The 20620-nt window shown below is 70.6% G+C and carries 18 protein-coding genes; 1 reads left to right on the forward strand and 17 read right to left on the reverse strand.

Features of this window, described 5'->3' with window-relative positions; genetic code table 11:
• Positions 1-62 precede the first annotated feature (62 nt).
• A complete protein-coding gene (locus tag D9753_RS11125; protein ID WP_121786869.1) occupies positions 63-1883 on the forward strand; it encodes a glycoside hydrolase family 18 chitinase in 1821 nt (606 codons plus the stop codon).
• Positions 1884-1945: 62 nt separating this feature from the next.
• On the opposite strand, the gene D9753_RS11130 is transcribed toward D9753_RS11125, so the two are convergent.
• The 17 genes from D9753_RS11130 to D9753_RS11210 form a co-directional block, all read right to left on the reverse strand.
• Positions 1946-2392 carry a DUF2550 domain-containing protein gene (locus tag D9753_RS11130; protein WP_121786870.1) on the reverse strand — a complete coding sequence of 149 codons (447 nt, stop codon included), beginning with the start codon at positions 2390-2392 and terminating at the stop codon, positions 1946-1948.
• A 154-nt stretch (positions 2393-2546) separates the two neighbouring features.
• Positions 2547-2921 (reverse strand): F0F1 ATP synthase subunit epsilon, encoded by a 375-nt coding sequence (locus D9753_RS11135; protein ID WP_121786871.1) that lies wholly within the window; start codon positions 2919-2921, stop codon positions 2547-2549.
• Positions 2922-3031: 110 nt separating this feature from the next.
• Positions 3032-4468, reverse strand: coding sequence for a F0F1 ATP synthase subunit beta (gene atpD / locus D9753_RS11140; protein WP_121786872.1), 1437 nt, complete (start codon positions 4466-4468; stop codon positions 3032-3034).
• A complete protein-coding gene (locus tag D9753_RS11145; protein ID WP_121786873.1) occupies positions 4469-5386 on the reverse strand; it encodes a F0F1 ATP synthase subunit gamma in 918 nt (305 codons plus the stop codon).
• 20 nt (positions 5387-5406) lie between these two features.
• Positions 5407-6999 (reverse strand): F0F1 ATP synthase subunit alpha, encoded by a 1593-nt coding sequence (atpA, locus tag D9753_RS11150; RefSeq protein ID WP_121786874.1) that lies wholly within the window; start codon positions 6997-6999, stop codon positions 5407-5409.
• Positions 7000-7139: 140 nt separating this feature from the next.
• Positions 7140-7955, reverse strand: coding sequence for a F0F1 ATP synthase subunit delta (locus D9753_RS11155; protein WP_121786875.1), 816 nt, complete (start codon positions 7953-7955; stop codon positions 7140-7142).
• Positions 7952-8497, reverse strand: a complete 546-nt coding sequence (locus D9753_RS11160) for a F0F1 ATP synthase subunit B (protein WP_121786876.1) — start codon at positions 8495-8497, stop codon at positions 7952-7954. The genes D9753_RS11155 and D9753_RS11160 overlap by 4 nt, the downstream gene beginning before the upstream one ends.
• Before the next feature lie 41 nt (positions 8498-8538).
• A complete protein-coding gene (gene atpE / locus D9753_RS11165; protein ID WP_121786877.1) occupies positions 8539-8781 on the reverse strand; it encodes an ATP synthase F0 subunit C in 243 nt (80 codons plus the stop codon).
• Positions 8782-8863: 82 nt separating this feature from the next.
• Positions 8864-9694 carry a F0F1 ATP synthase subunit A gene (gene atpB / locus D9753_RS11170; RefSeq protein WP_121786878.1) on the reverse strand — a complete coding sequence of 277 codons (831 nt, stop codon included), beginning with the start codon at positions 9692-9694 and terminating at the stop codon, positions 8864-8866.
• 210 nt (positions 9695-9904) lie between these two features.
• Positions 9905-10345 carry a hypothetical protein gene (locus D9753_RS11175; protein ID WP_121786879.1) on the reverse strand — a complete coding sequence of 147 codons (441 nt, stop codon included), beginning with the start codon at positions 10343-10345 and terminating at the stop codon, positions 9905-9907.
• A gap of 368 nt (positions 10346-10713) precedes the next feature.
• Positions 10714-11841 (reverse strand): flavodoxin-dependent (E)-4-hydroxy-3-methylbut-2-enyl-diphosphate synthase, encoded by a 1128-nt coding sequence (gene ispG / locus D9753_RS11180; protein WP_121786880.1) that lies wholly within the window; start codon positions 11839-11841, stop codon positions 10714-10716.
• Positions 11838-13664 carry a 1-deoxy-D-xylulose-5-phosphate synthase gene (locus tag D9753_RS11185; RefSeq protein WP_121791013.1) on the reverse strand — a complete coding sequence of 609 codons (1827 nt, stop codon included), beginning with the start codon at positions 13662-13664 and terminating at the stop codon, positions 11838-11840. The genes ispG and D9753_RS11185 overlap by 4 nt, the downstream gene beginning before the upstream one ends.
• Before the next feature lie 5 nt (positions 13665-13669).
• Entirely contained in the window at positions 13670-14668 is a 999-nt protein-coding gene (gene ispH, locus D9753_RS11190; protein ID WP_121786881.1) for a 4-hydroxy-3-methylbut-2-enyl diphosphate reductase, read from the reverse strand.
• A complete protein-coding gene (locus D9753_RS11195) occupies positions 14665-18324 on the reverse strand; it encodes an ABC transporter ATP-binding protein (protein ID WP_240468106.1) in 3660 nt (1219 codons plus the stop codon). Before D9753_RS11195 ends, ispH begins: the two co-directional genes overlap by 4 nt.
• Positions 18325-18356: 32 nt before the next feature.
• Entirely contained in the window at positions 18357-19034 is a 678-nt protein-coding gene (locus D9753_RS11200; RefSeq protein ID WP_121786882.1) for a 4'-phosphopantetheinyl transferase family protein, read from the reverse strand.
• Positions 19031-19240: an MbtH family protein gene (locus tag D9753_RS11205; protein ID WP_121786883.1), complete on the reverse strand. Its 210-nt coding sequence runs from the start codon at positions 19238-19240 to the stop codon at positions 19031-19033. The genes D9753_RS11200 and D9753_RS11205 overlap by 4 nt, the downstream gene beginning before the upstream one ends.
• A gap of 41 nt (positions 19241-19281) precedes the next feature.
• Positions 19282-20439 (reverse strand): glycosyltransferase, encoded by a 1158-nt coding sequence (locus D9753_RS11210; protein WP_338057972.1) that lies wholly within the window; start codon positions 20437-20439, stop codon positions 19282-19284.
• Positions 20440-20620: the final 181 nt, after the last annotated feature.

Below are 20620 nucleotides of genomic sequence, written 5' to 3' on the forward strand. Positions count from 1 at the left end.
AGCACTCGGGCATGGAGGCTCAGTCATGCCCCTGACACCCCCGACGACGAGGGAGGCGCAGCATGCGCTTCAGACACAGAGCCGCGGCAGGGTTCGCGACCCTGTCGCTCCCGCTGGCCGGCCTGGTCGGCCTCGCGAGCCCCGCCCAGGCCGCGAGCAACGCCACCGCCACCTACACCAAGACCAGCGACTGGGGCACCGGCTTCGGTGGCCAGTGGACCATCAAGAACACCGGCAGCTCCAGCATCAGCTCCTGGACCGTCGAGTGGGACTTCCCCTCCGGTACGTCCGTCACCTCCTCCTGGGACGCGGACGTCACCAACTCCGGAACCCACTGGACCGCGAAGAACAAGTCCTACAACGGCAGCATCGGCCCCGGCGCCTCGATCTCCTTCGGCTTCAACGGCGCGGGCTCCGGCTCCCCGTCCAACTGCAAGCTGAACGGCGACAGTTGCGACGGCACGACGGTCCCCGGTGACGCGGCACCCTCCGCGCCCGGCACCCCCACCGCCTCCTCCGTCACCGACACCTCGGTGAAGCTCGGCTGGGGCGCGGCCACCGACGACAAGGGCGTCAAGAACTACGACGTCCTGCGCGACGGCAAGGTCGTCGGCACGGTCACCACCACGTCGTACACCGACAGCGGTCTGACCGCCGGCACCGACTACTCCTACACCGTGCAGGCCCGCGACACCGCCAACCAGACCGGACCGGTCAGCGGCGCCGTCAAGGTGCACACCACCGGCGGCGGCGGCACTCCCCCGCCCACCGGTGACAAGGTCAAGCTCGGTTACTTCACCGAGTGGGGCATCTACGGCCGGAACTACAACGTCAAGAACCTGGTGACGTCCGGCTCCGCGGCCAAGATCACGCACATCAACTACGCCTTCGGCAACGTCACCGGCGGCAAGTGCGCGATCGGCGACTCCTACGCCGACTACGACAAGGCCTTCACCGCCGACCAGTCGGTCAGCGGCGTCGCCGACACCTGGGACCAGCCGCTGCGCGGCAACTTCAACCAGCTCCGCGAGCTGAAGGCCAAGTATCCGAAAATCAAGGTGCTGTGGTCCTTCGGCGGCTGGACCTGGTCCGGCGGCTTCGCGGACGCGGCCAAGAACCCGGCGGCCTTCGCCCAGTCCTGCTACGACCTGGTGGAGGACCCTCGCTGGGCCGATGTCTTCGACGGCATCGACATCGACTGGGAGTACCCGAACGCCTGCGGTCTGACCTGTGACACCAGCGGGGCGGCGGCCTACAGGAACCTGATGTCCGCCCTGCGCGCCAAGTTCGGGTCCAACAACCTGATCACCGCGGCCACCACCGCCGACGGTTCCGCCGGCGGCAAGATCGAGGCCGCCGACTACGCGGGCGCCGCCCAGTACGTCGACTGGTACAACGTGATGACGTACGACTTCTTCGGCGCCTGGGACGCGAAGGGCCCGACCGCCCCGCACTCCCCGCTCACCTCGTACTCCGGCATCCCCAAGGAGGGCTTCACCACCGCCGACGCGCTGGCCAAGTTCAAGGCGATCGGCGTCCCCGCGAAGAAACTGCTCATCGGCATCGGCTTCTACGGCCGCGGCTGGACCGGCGTCACCCAGGACGCCCCGGGCGGTACGGCCACGGGCCCGGCGGCCGGCACCTACGAGCAGGGCATCGAGGACTACAAGGTCCTCAAGTCGTCCTGCCCGGCCACCGGCACCGTCGCCGGCACGGCCTACGCCCACTGCGGCAGCAACTGGTGGTCGTACGACACCCCCGCCACCATCAAGTCGAAGATGGCCTGGGCCAACAGCCAGGGCCTCGGCGGCGCGTTCTTCTGGGAGTTCAGCGGTGACACCAGCGACGGTGAACTGGTGAGCGCCATCAGCAACAACCTGTAGAAGCGAACTGCACCCCGCCCTTCACCCTCCCCCGGCCTTCGTCCGGGGGAGGGTGAACGCGGCTACGCCACATTCACCCTCTGTCCGGGTGGGGCCGCTTCCAGCCACGCGAGAAATCCGGTCAGCGCGTCTTCGCTCATGGCGAGTTCGAGGTGCGCGCCCCGGTGCGCACAGGCCAGCACCACCGCGTCGGACAGCAGCGCCAGCTCCTCCTCGCCCTCGGGCAGCCGGCGGCCGGCCACCTCGATCTGCGCGCGCTCCAGGACGCGGCGCGGGCGGACGGCGTAGGAGAAGACCCGGTACCACTCGATGCGGTCACCGTTGTAGCGGGCGACGCCGTAGCTCCAGCCCTTACCGCCCGCGTCCGGCTCCTCGGGTACGTCCCAGCGCAGCGAACAGTCGAACGTACCGCCGGAACGCTGGATCAGCCTGCGGCGCAGCCCGAACAGGAACAACCCCACCGCCAGGAGCGCGACCACGATCCCGCACACAGTCAGAGCGAGGACCATCGGCACCGACCTCCTCGTCTCTCAGGCAGTGGCACCGCCGGTGTCACTGAGTAATGAAACGGAAAAAACATCCACATCTGCCTCAGCCGCGACCGGCACCGGATTGCTCCGGGCCGGCCGCGGCTGAGTGACGTCAACGTACAGCGCGGCTGGTTCAGCGCGCCGCCGCCGCGCGCAGTCGGACGTCCGCGCGGCGCTCGGCACCGGCGTCGCCCTCCGCCTTCGCGCGCTCCAGCTCACGCTCCGTGCGCTGGACATCGATCTCGTCCGACAGCTCGGCGATCTCGGCCAGCAGCGACAGCTTGTCGTCCGCGAACGAGATGAAACCGCCGTGCACCGCGGCGACGACCGTTCCGCCTTCACTCGTACGGATGGTCACCGGGCCCGACTCCAGCACACCGAGCAGCGGCTGGTGACCGGGCATGACGCCGATGTCGCCGGACGTGGTGCGCGCGACGACCAGGGTGGCCTCGCCGGACCAGACCTGACGGTCGGCGGCGACCAGCTCGACGTGCAGCTCAGCAGCCAAGGGTGGCTCCTCGGGTCACCACCCGGCGGTAGTGCCGGGTGTTGGGGTCAATTCTAGTAGGCGTGGATGAGGGGGCGGGACTCGCCCGCCCCCTCACGCGAGCACGAGGCTCAGGAGACGCCCAGCTCCTTGGCGTTGGCCTTGAGGTCCTCAAGGCCACCGCACATGAAGAACGCCTGCTCGGGGAAGTGGTCGTAGTCGCCGTCGCAGATCGCGTTGAACGCGGCGATCGACTCGTCGAGCGGCACGTCCGAGCCGTCCACGCCGGTGAACTGCTTGGCGACGTGGGTGTTCTGGGACAGGAAGCGCTCCACACGACGGGCACGGTGGACGACGAGCTTGTCCTCCTCGCCCAGCTCGTCGATACCGAGGATCGCGATGATGTCCTGGAGGTCCTTGTACTTCTGGAGGATCGTCTTCACGCGCATGGCCGCGTTGTAGTGATCCGCCGTGATGTAACGCGGGTCCAGGATCCGGGACGTGGAGTCCAGCGGGTCCACGGCCGGGTAGATGCCCTTCTCGGAGATCGGACGGGAGAGAACCGTCGTCGCGTCGAGGTGGGCGAAGGTGGTGGCCGGGGCCGGGTCGGTCAGGTCGTCCGCGGGGACGTAGATCGCCTGCATCGAGGTGATCGAGTGACCGCGGGTCGAGGTGATGCGCTCCTGGAGGAGGCCCATCTCGTCGGCCAGGTTCGGCTGGTAGCCCACCGCGGACGGCATACGGCCGAGCAGCGTGGAGACCTCGGAACCGGCCTGCGTGAAGCGGAAGATGTTGTCGATGAAGAACAGCACGTCCTGCTTCTGGACGTCACGGAAGTACTCGGCCATGGTCAGGCCGGCCAGCGCGACGCGCAGACGGGTGCCCGGGGGCTCGTCCATCTGACCGAAGACCAGCGCGGTCTTGTCGATGACGCCCGAGTCGGTCATCTCCTCGATGAGGTCGTTGCCCTCACGGGTGCGCTCACCGACACCGGCGAACACGGAGACACCGTCGTGGTTGTTGGCGACACGGTAGATCATCTCCTGGATGAGCACCGTCTTGCCGACGCCGGCACCGCCGAACAGACCGATCTTGCCGCCCTTGACGTACGGGGTGAGCAGGTCGATGACCTTGACGCCCGTCTCGAACATCTCGGTCTTCGACTCGAGCTCGTCGAAGTTCGGGGCCTTGCGGTGGATCGGCCAGCGCTCGCCGGTGTAGGTCTCGTCGACGTTCAGCACCTCACCGAGGGTGTTGAACACCTTGCCCTTGGTGAAGTCGCCGACCGGCACCGAGATGGGGGCGCCGGTGTCGAAGACCGGGGCCTGGCGGACCAGACCGTCGGTCGGCTGCATGGAGATGGTGCGGACCAGGCCGTCACCCAGGTGCTGGGCGACTTCGAGGGTCAGCGTCTTCTTCTCGCCGGCGTTGGCCGGGTCGGCCACCTCGACGTGCAGCGCCTGGTAGATGTCCGGCATCGCGTCGACGGGGAACTCCACGTCGACGACCGGGCCGATGACCCGGGCGACGCGGCCCGTAGCCGTCGCGGTCTCAACAGTGGTGGTCATTTATCGGTCACTCCCCGCGGTCGCGTCGGCCAGGGCACTGGCGCCACCGACGATCTCGCTGATTTCCTGGGTGATTTCGGCCTGGCGGGCCGCGTTGGCAAGGCGGGACAGCGTGTTGATCAGCTCGCCCGCGTTGTCGGTGGCCGACTTCATCGCGCGCCGCGTGGCGGCGTGCTTCGAAGCGGCCGACTGGAGCAGCGCGTTGTAGATACGGCTCTCGACGTAGCGCGGCAGCAGGGCGTCGAGGACGTCCTCCGCCGACGGCTCGAAGTCGTACAGCGGCAGGATCTCGCCCTGGGGGGCGCTCTCCTGCGCGACCTCGTCGAGACGCAGCGGCAGCAGCCGGGCGCCGAGCGCCGTCTGCGTCATCATCGAGACGAACTCGGTGAAGACGATGTGGAGTTCGTCCACACCACCCTCGGCCGTGTCCTTCTCGATCGCCTCGATCAGAGGCGCCGCCACCTTCTTGGCGTCCGCGTACGTCGGCTCGTCGGTGAACCCGCTCCACGACTCCGCGATCTTGCGCTCACGGAAGTTGTAGTGGGCGGCACCGCGCCGGCCGACGATGTACGTGTCGACCTGCTTGCCCTCGCGCTCCAGGCGCTCGGTCAGTTGCTCCGCCGCCTTGATGGCATTGGAGTTGAAGGCGCCGGCGAGACCGCGGTCGCTCGTGAGGAGGAGGACCGCGGCGCGGGCCGGGTTCTCCGTCTCCGTGGTGAGCGGATGCCTGGTGTTGGAACCCGTACCGACCGCCGTGACCGCGCGCGTCAGCTCGGTCGCGTACGGCGTGGAGGCCGCCACCTTGCGCTGCGCCTTGACGACGCGCGAGGCGGCGATCATCTCCATCGCCTTGGTGATCTTCTTGGTCGCGGTGACGGATCGGATGCGACGCTTGTAGACCCGGAGCTGGGCTCCCATGAGTCAGGTCCTTCCTTACGTCACTTGGCGGCAGCGGCAGGAGTGTCCTCGCCGAGCAGCCTGCCGTCCGAGGTCTCGAACTGCTTCTTGAACTCCACGATGGCGTCCGCGATGGCCGTGAGCGTGTCGTCGGACATCTTGCCGCCCTCGCGGATGGAGGTCATGAGGCCCTGCTCCTTGCGGTGCAGGTACTCCAGCAGCTCCTTCTCGAAGCGGCGGATGTCGGCGACCGGCACCTCGTCCATCCGGCCGGTGGTGCCGGCCCACACGGAGACGACCTGGTCCTCGGTGGACATCGGCTGGTACTGGTCCTGCTTCAGCAGCTCGACCATGCGCTGACCGCGCTCTAGCTGCGACTTCGAGGCCGCGTCCAGGTCGGAACCGAAGGCGGCGAACGCCTCCAGCTCACGGAACTGGGCGAGGTCGACACGCAGACGGCCGGAGACCTGCTTCATCGCCTTGTGCTGCGCGGAACCGCCGACTCGGGAGACGGAGATACCGACGTTCAGCGCGGGGCGCTGACCGGCGTTGAAGAGGTCCGACTCCAGGAAGCACTGGCCGTCGGTGATGGAGATGACGTTGGTCGGGATGAACGCCGAGACGTCGTTGGCCTTCGTCTCGACGATCGGCAGACCGGTCATCGAGCCGGCGCCCTCGTCGTCGGAGAGCTTGGCGCAGCGCTCCAGCAGACGCGAGTGCAGGTAGAAGACGTCACCCGGGTAGGCCTCACGGCCCGGCGGGCGGCGCAGCAGCAGCGACACGGCGCGGTAGGCGTCGGCCTGCTTCGACAGGTCGTCGAAGATGATCAGGACGTGCTTGCCCTGGTACATCCAGTGCTGGCCGATGGCCGAACCGGTGTACGGCGCCAGGTACTTGAAGCCGGCCGGGTCGGACGCCGGGGCGGCGACGATGGTCGTGTACTCCAGGGCGCCGTTCTCCTCCAGCGCGCGGCGCACGCCGGCGATGGTGGAGCCCTTCTGGCCGATGGCGACGTAGATGCAGCGGACCTGCTTCTTCGGGTCGCCCGAGCGCCAGTTGTCGCGCTGGTTGATGATCGTGTCGACGGCCAGGGCGGTCTTGCCGGTCTGGCGGTCGCCGATGATCAGCTGACGCTGACCACGGCCGATCGGGGTCATCGCGTCGACGGCCTTGTAGCCCGTCTCCATCGGCTCGTGCACCGACTTGCGCTGCATGACCGTGGGGGCCTGCAGCTCGAGGGCGCGGCGGCCGTCGGTCTCGACCTCGCCGAGGCCGTCGATCGGGTTGCCGAGCGGGTCGACGACGCGGCCGAGGTAGCCCTCGCCGACCGCCACGGAGAGGATCTCACCGGTGCGGTGCACCGGCTGCCCCTCCTCGATACCGCTGAACTCGCCGAGGACGACCGCACCGATCTCGCGCTCTTCCAGGTTCAGCGCGAGACCGAGGGATCCGTCCTCGAACTTCAGCAGTTCGTTCGCCATGGCCGAGGGCAGGCCCTCGATCTTGGCGATACCGTCGCCGGCGACGGTGACCGTACCGACCTCCTCGCGCGAGGCCGCGTCCGGCTTGTACGACTGGACGAAGTTCTCCAGCGCGTCCCGGATCTCCTCCGGCCGGATCGTGAGCTCCGCCATCTGGGTTCCCTGCTCTCCTTGTTGGGCCCGAAGTTTCACTTTGGGGGGGTGGGGACTCCCCCCAACAGGAGGTGAATCCTCTGCACGGCCCAACCAGGGCCGTAATTACGTCTTGCTTTTCTGGAAATGCCGAGGTGTTGCTAGCTCGCCATGCGGCGGGCGGCCTCGTCCAGCCGGTCCGCGATCGAGCCGTTGATGACCTCGTCACCGACCTGCACCCGCATGCCTCCGACGACCTCGGGGTCGACGTCGAGGTTCAGGTGCATCCGGCGCCCGTAGAGCTTGGTCAGGGCGGCGCCGAGGCGCTCCTTCTGTCCGTCGCTCAGGGGCACCGCCGAGGTGACGACGGCGACCATGCGGTTCCGGCGCTCCGCGGCCAGCCTGGACAGGGACTCCAGTCCCGACTCCAGGCTACGTCCACGCGGCGCGGTGGCGAGGCGCGTCACCAGACGCTCGGTGACCGGCTGGGCCCGCCCGCCGAGGAGCCGGTGCAGCAGCTCGGTCTTGGCCGGGGCTCCGGCGGCGCGGTCGGTGAGCGCGGCGCGCAGCCCGGTGGCGGAGGAGACGATCCGGCCGAACCGGAACAGCTCGTCCTCGACGTCGTCGAGGGTGCCCGACTTCTCCGCGGCCGTGAGGTCGGCGATGCTCGCCAGCTCCTCGACCGCGTCCACCAGGTCGCGGGTCTGCGACCAGCGGGACCGGGCCAGCCCGGACACCAGGTCGGCGGTGGTGCCGCTGACCTGGCCCCCGATCAGACGCTGGACTAGCTGCGCCTTCGCCTCTCCGGGCTGAGCCGGGTCGGTGAGGGCCCGGCGCAGGCCGGCCTCGCGGTCGAGCAGCGCGGTGACGGCCGCCAGCTCGTCGGCGAGCTGCGCGGCGTCCACGGCCGTGGAGTCCGTCAGCGCGTCGAGACGCCCACGGGCGGCTGCCAGGGCCTCGCGGCTCGCTCCGTTCATCGCGTGGCCTCGGCCTTCTCCTCGAGCTGGTCGAGGAAGCGGTCGATCACACGGCTCTGCCGGGCGTGGTCCTCGAGGGACTCGCCGACGAGCTTGCCGGCCAGGTCGGTGGCGAGCTTGCCGACGTCCTGGCGCAGCGCGGACGCGGCGGCCTTGCGGTCGGCCTCGATCTGCGCGTGACCGGCGGCGACGATCTCCTCGCGCTGCCGCTGACCCTCGGCCCGCATCTCGGCGATGAGCACGGCACCCTGCTCCTGCGCCTCCTGGCGCAGGCGCGCGGCCTCGTGCCGGGCCTCGGCGAGCTGGGCCTTGTACTGCTCGAGGACGCTCTGGGCCTCGGTCTGTGCGGCCTCGGCCTTCTCGATACCGCCCTCGATGGCCTCGCGACGCTCTTCCAGGACCTTGTTGATGGTCGGGAGGAACTTCTTGGCGAGGAAGAAGAAGACGATGGCGAAAGCGATCAGGCCGATGACGAGCTCTGGGATCTCGGGGATCAGAGGGTTCTGGGCCTCTTCAGCCGCCTGCTGTACCAGGGCGTTCACATCAGTGCCTTCCGTCTAAGGGAGTTGCGTCGAAACGCGCTTCAGCTGCGGAAGAGGAAGCCCATGACGATGCCGATCAGCGCCAGAGCCTCACAGAACGCGAAACCCATGATCTGGTTGGCGCGGATCAGACCGGCCGCCTCGGGCTGGCGGGCCAGCGCCTGGGTGCCGTTGCCGAAGATGATGCCGACGCCGATACCGGGGCCGATCGCGGCGAGGCCGTAGCCGATCGAACCGAGGTTGCCGGTGAGGCCGGAGGCGGCGAGGGTCTGGAGAGCGGACATGCCGGTTCTTCCTTCTCTTCTTTACAGAGACCGGTGGGGGTTGGCCACCGGACGGTCGGTTGGACAGGGAGAGCGAGGAGGCTCAGTGGTGTTCGGCGAGAGCACCCTGAACGTAGTTGCAGGCGAGGAGTACGAAGACGTACGCCTGCACGGCCTGGATGAAGAGCTCGAACGCGGTGAGGAGGATGGTCATCACGAACGAGGCGCCGGCGTAGACGATGCCCACGCCGTTCAGCAGGTACCAACTGCCGATGCTGAAGGTCAGCAGGAGCAGGTGACCGGCGAACATGTTCGCGAAGAGTCGTACCGCGTGGGTGAACGGCCGGATCACCACGTTCGAGAAGAAGTCGATCACGACGATCACGGGCAGCACGGCGCCGAGCGACTTGTCGTAGCCGGTGATGTTCTTCAGGCCCCCGACGAAGCCGTGCTTCTTGAACGTCAGGTACATCCACAGGATGTAGACGATGGCCGCCAGACCCGCGGGGAACGCGATCATGGAGGTCACCGGGAACTGCGCCACCGGGACGATGGACCACAGGTTCATGATCCAGATGAAGAAGAACAACGACACCATGAGCGGCACGTACTTCTCGCCCTGGCGCTTGCCGAGGGTCTCGAAGACGATGCCGCGGCGCACGAAGTCGTAGCCGGCCTCGCCGATCATCTGGACCTTGCCCGGCACGAGCTTGGGCTTGGCGAACGCGGCCCAGAAGAAGCCCACGATCGCGATCGTGCCGAGCAGGGCGAGGAGCATCGGCTTGTTGAACTCGAACCCGCCGACGGTGAACAGCGGCTCGAAGACAAAGGAATGCAGGCCGGGGGCCGGGAACCCACATCCGGAGAAGATGTGACAGTCGGACTCAAAGGCGAGCACCTGCGTCGGGTCAGCACTCACCGCGGGCTCCTTCATCGTGGCGCATAAGTACGGCAACCTCGTTGTGTCGGCGCGGCACTGGGCCGCGGTTCGGCACGGGACTGGTGTTACGGATGTGGGGGCGGCTGTGGGGCATCTCGCCTCGCGACTGAACAGGCGTCAGCTCAGATGCCCGCGCCCGCGATGCCGCAGTTGGCACCGGACGATAGCAGGATCTCCCGTGCGCCTTTATCCCGGCCCTACCCCTCACGACGAGTGCCCTGTCTTCTCGGGCCTGCCGCCCTCGGAGGAGGCGTCGGGTTCGACGTAGAGGATCTTGGCCTTCATGTGGGCACGCGTCTGCGCGGTGATCCACGCGACGGTGGTGACCACGAGGACGATGGCGAAGGCGCGGGGATTGAACAGCGTGGTGTCCCTGAACACGGCCACGAAGATGACCAGCAACAGGAGCTGGGCCGTGTAGAGCAGCAGGCCCATGCCCTGAAAAAGCTGCGGAAGCGATTTGGCGGTGCGCTGCAGGACGTAGAGACCGAGTCCCATGAAGACGAAGACGACCAGCGTCGCGACGACGGCTCCGATCGCTCCCTTGCCCCCCGCGACCACACCGCTGACGACGGCGGCGATCGCGCCGACGACAGCCGTGGGCACGGCGGCCTGGGCCAGGATCTGGGCGTCATTGGACGGCATGGCGGCAACTCCGCTTTCACAGGGGGCAGGGTGTCGTCATGGACGAGCGTAGTCCCGGACTGAGTGGTGAGACCTCACACCGATGGCCCGTCGCACTGCGGCCCTTCGGTTCTACCCGGGGTTCTCGTGAACCGTATCACAAACTATTTGATGAGGTCTTTACCTGGTCGGTGTGCTGACTGTCACACATGAGAGTGAGCGCGCGCGTCTGTGCAGGAACTGAGCCTTCTTGTCTGGTAATGGGGCGCTTTGCTCCCCCACGACTTGGCAATGCTCTAGTCAGATTCTTACCTTGCCGCCCTGGCACGACCGGGGGCCGCGGGGATGGTCCCCCGCGGCCCCCGGTCGCGTGCATGCGCCCGTGCGCCTTACGCCGCCGATTCCTCCCGTGCCTCACCGGCCAGCCTGAGCGCCTCCTCTATGAGGGTCTCCGCGATCCTCGACTCCGGTACGGTCCGCACGACCTTGCCCCGGACGAAGATCTGTCCCTTGCCGTTGCCGGAGGCCACACCCAGGTCAGCCTCCCTGGCCTCACCCGGGCCGTTGACCACGCACCCCATCACGGCGACCCGCAGCGGGATGTCCATGCCCTCCAGAGCGGCCGTCACCTCGGCGGCCAGGCGGTAGACGTCCACCTGGGCCCGGCCGCACGACGGACAGGAGACGATCTCCAGCTTGCGCGGACGCAGACCGAGCGCCCGCAGGATGTGAAGGCCCACCTTGACCTCCTCCACCGGCGGGGCCGACAGCGACACCCGGATCGTGTCGCCGATGCCCTGCCGGAGCAGGGCGCCGAAGGCCACGGCCGACTTCACGGTGCCCTGGAAGGCCGGGCCCGCCTCGGTGACGCCGAGGTGCAGGGGGTAGTCGCAGGCCTCGGCCAGCAGCTCATAGGCACGGATCATCACCACCGGGTCGTGGTGCTTCACCGAGATCTTCAGGTCGTGGAAGTCATGCTCGGCGAAGAGCGAGGCCTCCCACAGCGCGGACTCCACCAGCGCCTCGGGAGTCGCCCTGCCGTGCTTGGCCAGCAGCCGGGCGTCCAGGGAACCGGCGTTGACCCCGATCCTGATCGGGGTGCCCCGGTCCTTGGCGGCGCGGGCAATGGCCGCCACCTGGTCGTCGAACTTCCTGATGTTGCCCGGGTTCACCCGGATCCCCGCGCAGCCGGCGTCGATGGCGGCGAAGACGTACTTCGGCTGGAAGTGGATGTCGGCGATGACCGGCAGGGACGACTTCGCCGCGATGACGGGCAGCGCGTCCGCGTCGTCCGGCGACGGGCAGGCGACCCGGACGATGTCGCAGCCCGCCGCGGCCAGCTCGGCGATCTGCTGCAGGGTCGCGTTCACATCGGCCGTGACCGTGGTGGTCATCGACTGCACGGCGATGGGGAAGTCACCACCGACGCCCACCCGGCCCACGCGCAGTGCGCGGGTCCTGCGGCGCTCCCCCAGGGTCTGCGGCGGTACGGCGGGCATCCCGAGCTGAACCGTCATTCTCCTCTGCTCCTCCTGATCGGCGTGGTGTCCCCGGACCGGCCCAGCGCCCGCAGGGCCCGGCTGAGGATCCCGTCGGGCGTGAGACCGCTGCGCGCGAGGATGTCCTCGCGCCGCCCCTGGGCCAGGAACCGCTGCGGCAGGCCCATGACCTGGACCGGACGGCGGGCTCCGGCGTCCGTGAGCGCCTGGGCGAGGGCGGCCCCGGCACCGCCGGCCCGGCCGCTGTCCTCGACGCTCACCACCGCCCGGTGCGCGAGCCCCAGGTCGATCAGCTCGGGCGCGACCGGCATGATCCAGCGCGGGTCCACCACGGTGACGCCGATGCCCCGCCGCCGCAGCAGCTCCGCGGCGGCCAGGCAGACCGGGGCGAGCGGGCCGACGGACACCAGCAGGACGTCGGCGTCCTCGCCGGAGCGATGCAGCACGTCGAGGCCGGCGACCGTGTCCACCGCGGGCACCGGCTCGGGCACCACGCCCTTGGGGAACCGCACCGCGGTGGGCGCGTCGTCGACCGCGACGGCCTCGCCCAGCGCGCGGCGCAGGGTCGCGGCGTCACGCGGGGCGGCCACCCGCAGCCCGGGTACGAGCGGGAACAGGGACAGGTCCCACATGCCGTTGTGGGAGGGGCCGTCGTCACCGGTCGCCCCTGCCCGGTCCAGCACGAAGGTGACGGGCGCGCGGTGCAGCGCGACGTCCATCAGCAACTGGTCGAAGCCCCGGTTGAGGAACGTGGCGTAGACGGCCACGACCGGGTGCAGGCCGCCGAGCGCCAGTCCGGCGGCCGAGGTGACGGCGTGCTGCTCCGCGATACCCACGTCGAAGGTCCGCTCGGGGAAGCGCCGGGCGAACGCGGTCAGCCCGGTCGGCTCCAGCATGGCCGCGGTCAGGGCGACGATGTCGGCCCGCCGCTCGCCCAGGTCGGCCAGTTCCGCCTCGAACACCGAGGTCCACGACGCCCGCTTCACCGCGGGCGCGCCACCGGGGGCGGGCCGGGCGCGGACGGCGTGGCAGCGGTCGGCCTCGTTCCGCTCGGCGGGGGCGTGTCCGTGTCCCTTCCGGGTCACGCAGTGCACGACCACCGGCCGGCGCAGGGCGGCGGCCCCGCGCAGCGCCTCCTCCAGGGCCTCGATGTCATGGCCGTCGACCGGTCCGAGCTGGACCAGCCCCAGGTTGTCGAAGAGGCCGGGCACACCGGCCGGGCGGTCGGCGGCGCGGCGCGCCGCGAGGTGCTCGGCGATGCCGCCGACGGTCGGCGCGTAGCTGCGGCCGTTGTCGTTGAGGACGATGACGACGGGGCGGTGCGGCGCCGCCGCGATGTTGTTCAGCGCCTCCCAGGCCATGCCCCCGGTAAGGGCGCCGTCACCGATCACCGCGACGACCGCCCGGTCGGTGACCCCGCGCAGCGCGTGCGCCTTGGCCAGGCCGTCGGCGTACGACAGGACCGTGGAGGCGTGGGAGTTCTCGATGACGTCGTGCGGGGACTCCTCCCGCGCGGGATATCCGGACAGGCCCTCGGGCTGGCGCAGCGCGTCAAAGGCGTCGGCGCGGCCGGTCAGGATCTTGTGCACGTACGTCTGGTGGCCGGTGTCCCACAGAAGGGTGTCGCGGGGCGAGTCGAAGACGCGGTGCAGGGCGAGGGTCAGTTCCACCACGCCCAGGTTCGGTCCGAGGTGGCCCCCGGTGCGGCTGACCTTGTCGACGAGGAAGCGGCGGATCTCCCCGGCGAGTTCCCGGAGCTGCTCCGTGGTCAGGGCGCACAGGTCCTCGGGACCGCGCAGCGCGGCGAGTGAGGTGGCAGGGCGTTCGACGCTGGTCGTCACGGCGCTCACCGGTCCTCGTCGGCCAGCGGCGTGCGCGGCGCCCGCCCGGTCTCCGGGTCGGCCAGTCGCGTGGGCATGGCGAAGACCACGTCCTCCGGGGTTCCGTCGTCCACCCGGACGTCGGTGTGCCCGAGCGCGGTCAGACGGTCCACCAGGCCGCGTACCAGGATCTCGGGCGCACTCGCGCCGGCGCTGACGCCGACCGTGCCGGCCGAGTCCAGCCACCGCTCGTCCAGGCGCGTGACGTCGGGGACGAGGTGGGCGGGGCAGCCCTCGCGGCGGGCGACCTCCACCATCCGCTGGGAGTTGCTGGAGTTCTCGGATCCGACCACGAGGACCACGTCGCAGGAGCGCGCCAGGGACTTCACCGCGTTCTGGCGGTTCTGGCTCGCGTAGCAGATGTCGTCTCCGTGCGGGCCGACGATGTCGGTGAAGCGCCGGTGCAGGGCCTGGACGACCTCGGCGGTCTCGTCGAAGGACAGTGTCGTCTGGGTCAGGTACGCCACCGGGGCGTCCTCGGGGACGTCCAGCCGCTCGACGTCCTCGGCGCTCTCGACGACCAGGGTCCGGGCCGGCGCCTCGCCCCGGACCCCCTCGACCTCTTCGTGGTCCTCGTGCCCGACCAGCAGGATGGTGCGCCCGTCGCGGGCGAACCGGACCGCTTCCTGGTGCACCTTCGCCACCAGGGGGCAGGTGGCGTCGATGACGTCGAGCCGCCGCGCGGTCGCGCCCGCCCGCACCTGCGGGGAGACGCCGTGGGCGGAGAAGACGCACACGGCGCCCTCGGGGACCTCGTCCTCGCTGTCGACGAAGACCGCGCCGCGCCGCCGCAGTTCGCCGACGACATGGTGGTTGTGCACGATCTCCTTGCGGACGTACACGGGCGCGCCGTACAGGTCCAGGGCGCGTTCGACGATGCCGATGGCGCGCCGGACGCCCGCGCAGAAGCCGCGGGGTTCGGCGAGGAGGACGCGCGGGTGGGGCGTCGTCTGCTCGGTGGTCATTGGGGCCTTCCTTGCGTCTGGAGTTCCGTACGGGGGTGCGCCTCGTGAGCGCGCCAGAGGGCGGCGTAGTGCCCGCCCAGCGCCAGGAGTTCGTCGTGCGTTCCGTCCTCGCACACGCAGCCGTGGCGCAGCACGAGGACGCGGTCGGCGCGGGCGGCCAGGGCGAGCCGGTGTGTGATGACCAGCGTGGTGCGCCGGGCCGCGAGCCGGTCGGTGGCGGCGTCGACCATGGCCTCGGTGGCGGGGTCCAGGGCGGACGTCGCCTCGTCGAGGAGCAGCACGGCGGGCGCGGCCAGCCGGGTCCGGGTGAGGGCGATCAACTGGCGCTGGCCCACGGAGAGGTCGCCTCCGCCTTCGGTGAGCCGGTGCCGGTAGCCGTCGGGCAGCGCCGTGATGAAGGAGTGGGCCCCGGTCAGCCGGGCCGCCGTCTCGATCTCGTCGTCCGTGGCGTCGTCCCGCCCGTAGGCGAGGGCGTCCCGGACGGTTCCGGCGAACAGGTAGGGCTCCTGGGGTATGAGGCCGAGCCGTTGCCGGTAGGCGCTCAGGGCGAGTTCGCGGATGTCCTGCCCGTCGACGAGGACGGCGCCCGCGGTGGGGTCGTAGAAGCGCGCGACCAGCTTCAGCAGGGTCGACTTGCCCGACCCGGTCTCGCCGACGACGGCCACCCGCTGTCCGGCGGGGATCCGGACGCTGACGCCGGTCAGGGCGGCCGGCCGGGCCGCGGGGCCGGCGGTGTCCGCGTACCGGAAGTGGACGTCGTCCAGCACGATCTCCCCCCGCAGCGGGCCGACGGGGCGGGGGTGCGCGGCCTGCGGTGTGCCGGTGGGCAGCCGCAGCAGCTCGTCGATCCGGTCGAGGGAGACCCGCGCCTGCTGGAAGGTGTCGAAGAGCTGGGAGATCTGCTGGACGGGGACGAAGAACAGCTCCAGGTACAGCAGGTAGGCGACGAGTGTGGCCGCGCTCATGGAGCCGTCCCGGACGTGCCGCGCACCGAAGGCCAGCAGGCCGGCCGTACAGACGGCGGCCAGGCACTCGATGAAGGGGAAGTACAGCGCCATCAGGTACTGCGAGCGGATCCGCGCCCGCCGGACGGCGTCGCTCTGTGCGGTGAACCGCCGCAGGAACGCCCCTTCCTGGCGGAAGGCCTGGATGACGGGCATGCCCTGCGCGCCCTCCTGGAGGGCGGCGTTGACCGTGGCGGTCCGCTCCCGCGCCAGCCGGTAGGCGGCCAGCGACCGGCGGCGGAACACGGTCGTGGCCAGGTACAGGGCGGGCAGCAGAAGCAGCGCCGCCAGGAGCAGGACGGGGTTGGCGACCAGCAGGAGGACCAGGACTCCGCCCATGGTGAGCAGGCCGGCGAGGAAGCCCGTCAGCCCCGTCTGCACGAAACCGGAGACGGCGTCCACGTCGGTGGTCATCCGGGTGAGGGTCCGGCCGTCGGCCTCCCGCTCGTAGTGGTCCAGGCCCAGGCGGTGCAACTGGGCGGCCATGCGGACCCGCAGGGCGTACAGCAGGCGCTCGCCGGTGCGTCCGGTGACCCGCAGGGAGCCGTGCTGGACCAGCCAGCGCAGCAGTGTGACGGCCAGGGCGGCGGCGCACGCCGCCGACAGCGCCGTGGGAGCCGCCCCGTCGGTGATGCTCTCGATGCCCCACCGCACGGCGTAGGGCTGGGCGAGACCGCACAGGACGTCGGCGAGCACCAGGGCCAGGCCCGCCGCGAGCGGCAGCCGGAAGCCCCGGGTGAGCCTGCGGAGGCCGAACGCGCCACCGACGTCACGGGCCAGGGCGTCCTCGTCGACGGCCGGGTCCTCGTCGACGGCCGGGGGTCTGGGCGCGGACGCGGACGCGGACGCGGACCGCGGGTGCGGGCCGGGCGCGGGGCCGGCCGGCGGCGGGGGCGTGCCGGACGGCTCGGCCGGGACCGCGTCGAAGTGGGCACGGTAGAGGGCGCAACGGGCGTGCAGTTCCTCGTGGGTGCCCAGGTCGGCGAGCCGGCCGCGGTCCAGTACGGCTATGCGGTCGGCCAGCGCCAGGGTCGATCTGCGGCGCGCGACCACGAGCGTCGTACGGCGCCCGGCGTGTGTGCGCAGGCCCTCGTGGATCGCCGCCTCCACGGCAGGGTCCACCGCGGAGGTCGCGTCGTCGAGGATCAGCAGACGGGGCCTCAGGAGCAGGGCGCGGGCCAGGGCGAGGCGTTGACGCTGGCCGCCGGAGAGGGTCCGGCCCCGTTCGCCGACCTCCGTCAGGTAGCCGTTCGGGAGGGCCGAGACGAAGCCGTCGGCCTGGGCCAGCCGTGCCGCCTCGCGGATCTCCTCGTCGTCGGCGTCGGGGCGGCCCAGCGCGATGTTGTCGCGGACGCTCCCGGCGAACAGGAGGCTCTCCTCCGGCACCAGGGCGAGGGAGGCGCGCAGCGATTCCAGACGCAGTTCGCGCACGTCCGTGCCGCCGATCCGGACGGCGCCCGTCTGCGCCTCGTGGAACCGGGCCGGCAGCAGGGCGAGCGTGGACTTGCCGGAACCCGGCCCGCCGACGACGGCGATCGTCTCGCCGGGGTCGATCCGCAGCGACAGGTCTTCGAGCACCGGGCGGTCGGGCGTGTACCGGAAACGGACGTGGTCGAACTCGACGGCCAGGGGTCCGTCGCCGGGCAGCCGGGCGGCGCCGTCCGTGCCCCGCGGCGGTGCGTCGGTCAGCTCCAGCACGCGGGCGACGGCGGCCGTGGCCTGCTGGACGGCGTTCGCCAGACCCGCCAGGATGCCCAGCGGGCCCTCTAGCTGGATGAGGTACATCGAGAAGGCGACGAAGGTGCCGAGGCTCAGGCGCCCCCCGGTCACCGCCCAGCCGCCGAGGGCCAGGACGGCGACCTGGGCGAGCGCCGGTACGGCCTGCAGCGGCGGCTGGTAGCGGGCGACCAGCCGGGTGACGCGCATGCGCGCGGCGTACAGCCGCCGGGCCGCGTGCGCGTACCGGGCCGTCTCCCGCTCCTCCCGGCCCGTGGCCTTGACGAGCTGGACACCGGCGACGGAACTCTGCACGACGCCGGCGGCGACGGCCGCCTCGTTCTGGGCCTGCCAGGTGGCGGCCAGCAGCCGTGGGTGGCTGCGACCGGCCAGCGTCCACAGGACGGGGACCATGAGCAGGCTCACCGACGTCAGCGGCAGGGAGAGCACGGCCATCACGGTGAGCACCCCGATGACGGTGGTGATGTGGGAGACCAGGGCCGGCAGCATGGCGACCAGGCTGTGAATGCCGTTCAGGTCGACCGTGGCACGGCTCATGAGCTGGCCGGGACCCAATTCCTCCGGCCGGGGACCGTCCGGGCGGGACACCGCCCGGAACAGCGCGACGCGCAGATCGTGCTGGACGTCGGCGGCGAGCCGGCTCGCCTGGAAGCGGCGCAGAAAGGTCAGCGCGTACCGGGCCGCGGCGACGGCCGACAGCAGGGTGATCCAGGGGAGCAGGGGGCGCTCGCCCTCGACGACCACGTCGTCGAGCACGATCTGGGTGATCAGCGGCACCGCCACGCTCATCGCGGTGGCGCCCACAGCGCCGACCAGCGCCTGCGCCAGAGCCCCGCGGTGGCGGAGACAGTGGTGAAGCAGGCGCCGCAGCGGACGGCCGCGGGGGGCTTGCGCGTCGACAGCGGGTGGCGCCACCTTGGTTCCTTTCCTGAGCTTGCGTGTGGTCGTCACCGGAACGCGACTGTCCGCCAGTCGCCCAGGTCCGCGACGAGCGGGGCCGCGGGCCGGCCGCTCACGGCGATGGACAGCACCGCACGGGTGCGCCCGGCCGGGATCACGACCGTGGTCACGGTGTCGGAGCCGGAGGGGAACGGCAGCCGGCGGCCGGGCGGTCGGGTGGGCGGCCAGTCAGCCGGCACGGCGACCGGCCGGGTGAGTCCTCCGCGGCGCAGGCCGTGTCCGCGGGCCTTGCCGACGGCCTCCTTGCGGGTCCACAGCGCCAGGAACGCCTCGTCGCGCTCGTGCCGGGGCAGGGCGGCGATCCAGTCGGCGGGGGTGTCACCGAGCCACCGGCGAGCCAGTGCGGTGGCGGGCAGCGGCCGGACGGGCTCGATGTCCACGCCGAGTGCCGCCGGACCGCGGCCGAGGGCGACGGCTCCGACGCCGTCGCCGTGGCTGAGGCTGACCCGCAGTCCGCGGGCGGGCCCGGTGAGCCGGGGCCGGCCGCCCGGTTCGTGTGCCACCTGGATCCGGCCGGCGGGTGAGCGCAGCATGCGGGCCGCCGAGGCGATGAGCTGCGCGTGGGTGACACGCCGTTCGTCGCCCCGCGCGGCCTCCCCCCACATCACGGTCATCCGGGTCGTGCCCGGCGGGCCGGTGGTGTGGGGGGCGGCCGGTGCGGTCATCCCGCCATCTGACGGATCAGGCTCGCGGGACGCATGTCGGTCCAGTTCTTCTCGATGTAGTCCAGGCAGGCCTGCCTGGAGTCCTCCGGATGGGCCACTTCCCAGCCCGCGGGGATCTCGGCGAAACCGGGCCACAGCGAGTGCTGGCCCTCGTCGTTGACGAGTACCAGGTACCTGCCCGCTTCGTCCTCGAACGGATTGGACATCTCATCCTCTTTCCTTGGTCGGGGTTCTCTTCCGGTTCTGGTCAGGGAACGATCTTCTCGAGCACTCGGACGGCGTTCTCGGCCCCGTTCTCCGGGGACGTCAGCCGGGCCAGACGCGCGACCGCGCGGGCGATGCCGGGGTCCTTGACGGCCTGGTCGACCGCCGTCGTGAGCGTGTCCGCGGTCAGGTGCCGGTGCGGGACGGGCGGCGGTGCGACGCCCAGGCCGTGCAGGTGGTCGGCCCACATCACCGCTTCCTTCTGGAAGGGACAGATCACCTGGGGGACGCCGGCGCGCAGTGCCGTGTTGTGTGCTCCGGTTCCGCCCGGGTGCACCACGGCACGGACGCGGGGGAACAGCCAGTCGTACGGTATTTCGTCCTCCACCAGGACGTTGTCCGGAGGATTCGGGATGGCGGCGCCGCCCCAGCCCGTGACGACGATCGCGCGGACCCCCGTTCTGCGGACGACCTCCAGAACGATGCGGCCGATTTCCTCGGGGTCCGTACCGATATGGCTGCCGAATCCGAAGAACACCGGCGCATCGCCGTCGTCCAGGAATCGCAGCAGCCTTTTCGACGGCTGCCAGCGCGCGCTGCGCGGAAGCATCCAGAATCCGGTCATGTGCACCCATTCGGGCCAGTCGTCCGCCGGCTCGATGACGTGCGGGCTGAGACCGAGGAGTACGGGCGCCGGCGTTCCGTCGGCTCGGAACCTGTTGTCCAGGGCGCCCTCGCGGGGCGGAAGTCCGAGGACGTCGGCCCGCCATCGGCCGAACATCTCGGCGAGCGGCCCCTTGATCGGGTTGTCGTTCGCCCGGGCGTGACGCTCCAGGTTGTCCGGCCGCTGCTCGAAGGTGCCGACCTCGGGGGGGTAGCGCCGGGAGGCGACGAAGTGCGGGTAAAGGGTGCCCAGGACGTGCGGAACCCCGAGCTTCTCGGCGATCTGGTGCACGGCCTGACGCGACGAGTGGGAGTGGATCACCACATCCGCGCCATCCGCGGCGGCGTCCCACATGTCCTTCAGCATGATCGGGTACAGCCGGGGGAATATCTCCGCGAATATGCGCTCCCGGGCTTTGTCGTACTTGTCGCCCCGCCCTTCCGAGTTGACCAGGATCTCGCGGACGTCGGGCCGCTGGTGGAGCCGCACCGCCTCGTCCTCCACCGGCGCGAAGTCCACGCCGTATTCGGAGGCCATGGGGCCATAGAGACGGGGGCCGACAAGTCTGGCCGAATGCCCGGCCTGGTTGAGAGCGAAGGCCAGCGCCAGATAGGGCTGCATATCCCCACGAGTGCCATGGGAATAAATCAATGCGCGCACCGCTGCGAACCCCTCCCGTTTCCTGACGAGTCGGGCGCGGCACCAGCGGCAGGCCCGA

It is taken from the genome of Streptomyces dangxiongensis, from assembly GCF_003675325.1.
Lineage (GTDB): Bacteria > Actinomycetota > Actinomycetes > Streptomycetales > Streptomycetaceae > Streptomyces > Streptomyces dangxiongensis.

Bases quoted from the DNA above. Each gene is read 5' to 3' on its own strand.
- D9753_RS11125 (WP_121786869.1), top strand. From the start codon at position 63: ATGCGCTTCAGACACAGAGCCGCGGCAGGGTTCGCGACCCTGTCGCTC.
- D9753_RS11130 (WP_121786870.1), bottom strand. From the start codon at position 2,392: ATGGTCCTCGCTCTGACTGTGTGCGGGATCGTGGTCGCGCTCCTGGCG.
- atpD (WP_121786872.1), bottom strand. From the start codon at position 4,468: ATGACCACCACTGTTGAGACCGCGACGGCTACGGGCCGCGTCGCCCGG.
- D9753_RS11145 (WP_121786873.1), bottom strand. From the start codon at position 5,386: ATGGGAGCCCAGCTCCGGGTCTACAAGCGTCGCATCCGATCCGTCACC.
- atpA (WP_121786874.1), bottom strand. From the start codon at position 6,999: ATGGCGGAGCTCACGATCCGGCCGGAGGAGATCCGGGACGCGCTGGAG.
- D9753_RS11155 (WP_121786875.1), bottom strand. From the start codon at position 7,955: ATGAACGGAGCGAGCCGCGAGGCCCTGGCAGCCGCCCGTGGGCGTCTC.
- atpE (WP_121786877.1), bottom strand. From the start codon at position 8,781: ATGTCCGCTCTCCAGACCCTCGCCGCCTCCGGCCTCACCGGCAACCTC.
- atpB (WP_121786878.1), bottom strand. From the start codon at position 9,694: ATGAAGGAGCCCGCGGTGAGTGCTGACCCGACGCAGGTGCTCGCCTTT.
- D9753_RS11175 (WP_121786879.1), bottom strand. From the start codon at position 10,345: ATGCCGTCCAATGACGCCCAGATCCTGGCCCAGGCCGCCGTGCCCACG.
- ispG (WP_121786880.1), bottom strand. From the start codon at position 11,841: ATGACGGTTCAGCTCGGGATGCCCGCCGTACCGCCGCAGACCCTGGGG.
- ispH (WP_121786881.1), bottom strand. From the start codon at position 14,668: ATGACCACCGAGCAGACGACGCCCCACCCGCGCGTCCTCCTCGCCGAA.
- D9753_RS11200 (WP_121786882.1), bottom strand. From the start codon at position 19,034: ATGACCGCACCGGCCGCCCCCCACACCACCGGCCCGCCGGGCACGACC.
- D9753_RS11205 (WP_121786883.1), bottom strand. From the start codon at position 19,240: ATGTCCAATCCGTTCGAGGACGAAGCGGGCAGGTACCTGGTACTCGTC.
- D9753_RS11210 (WP_338057972.1), bottom strand. From the start codon at position 20,439: ATGGCCTCCGAATACGGCGTGGACTTCGCGCCGGTGGAGGACGAGGCG.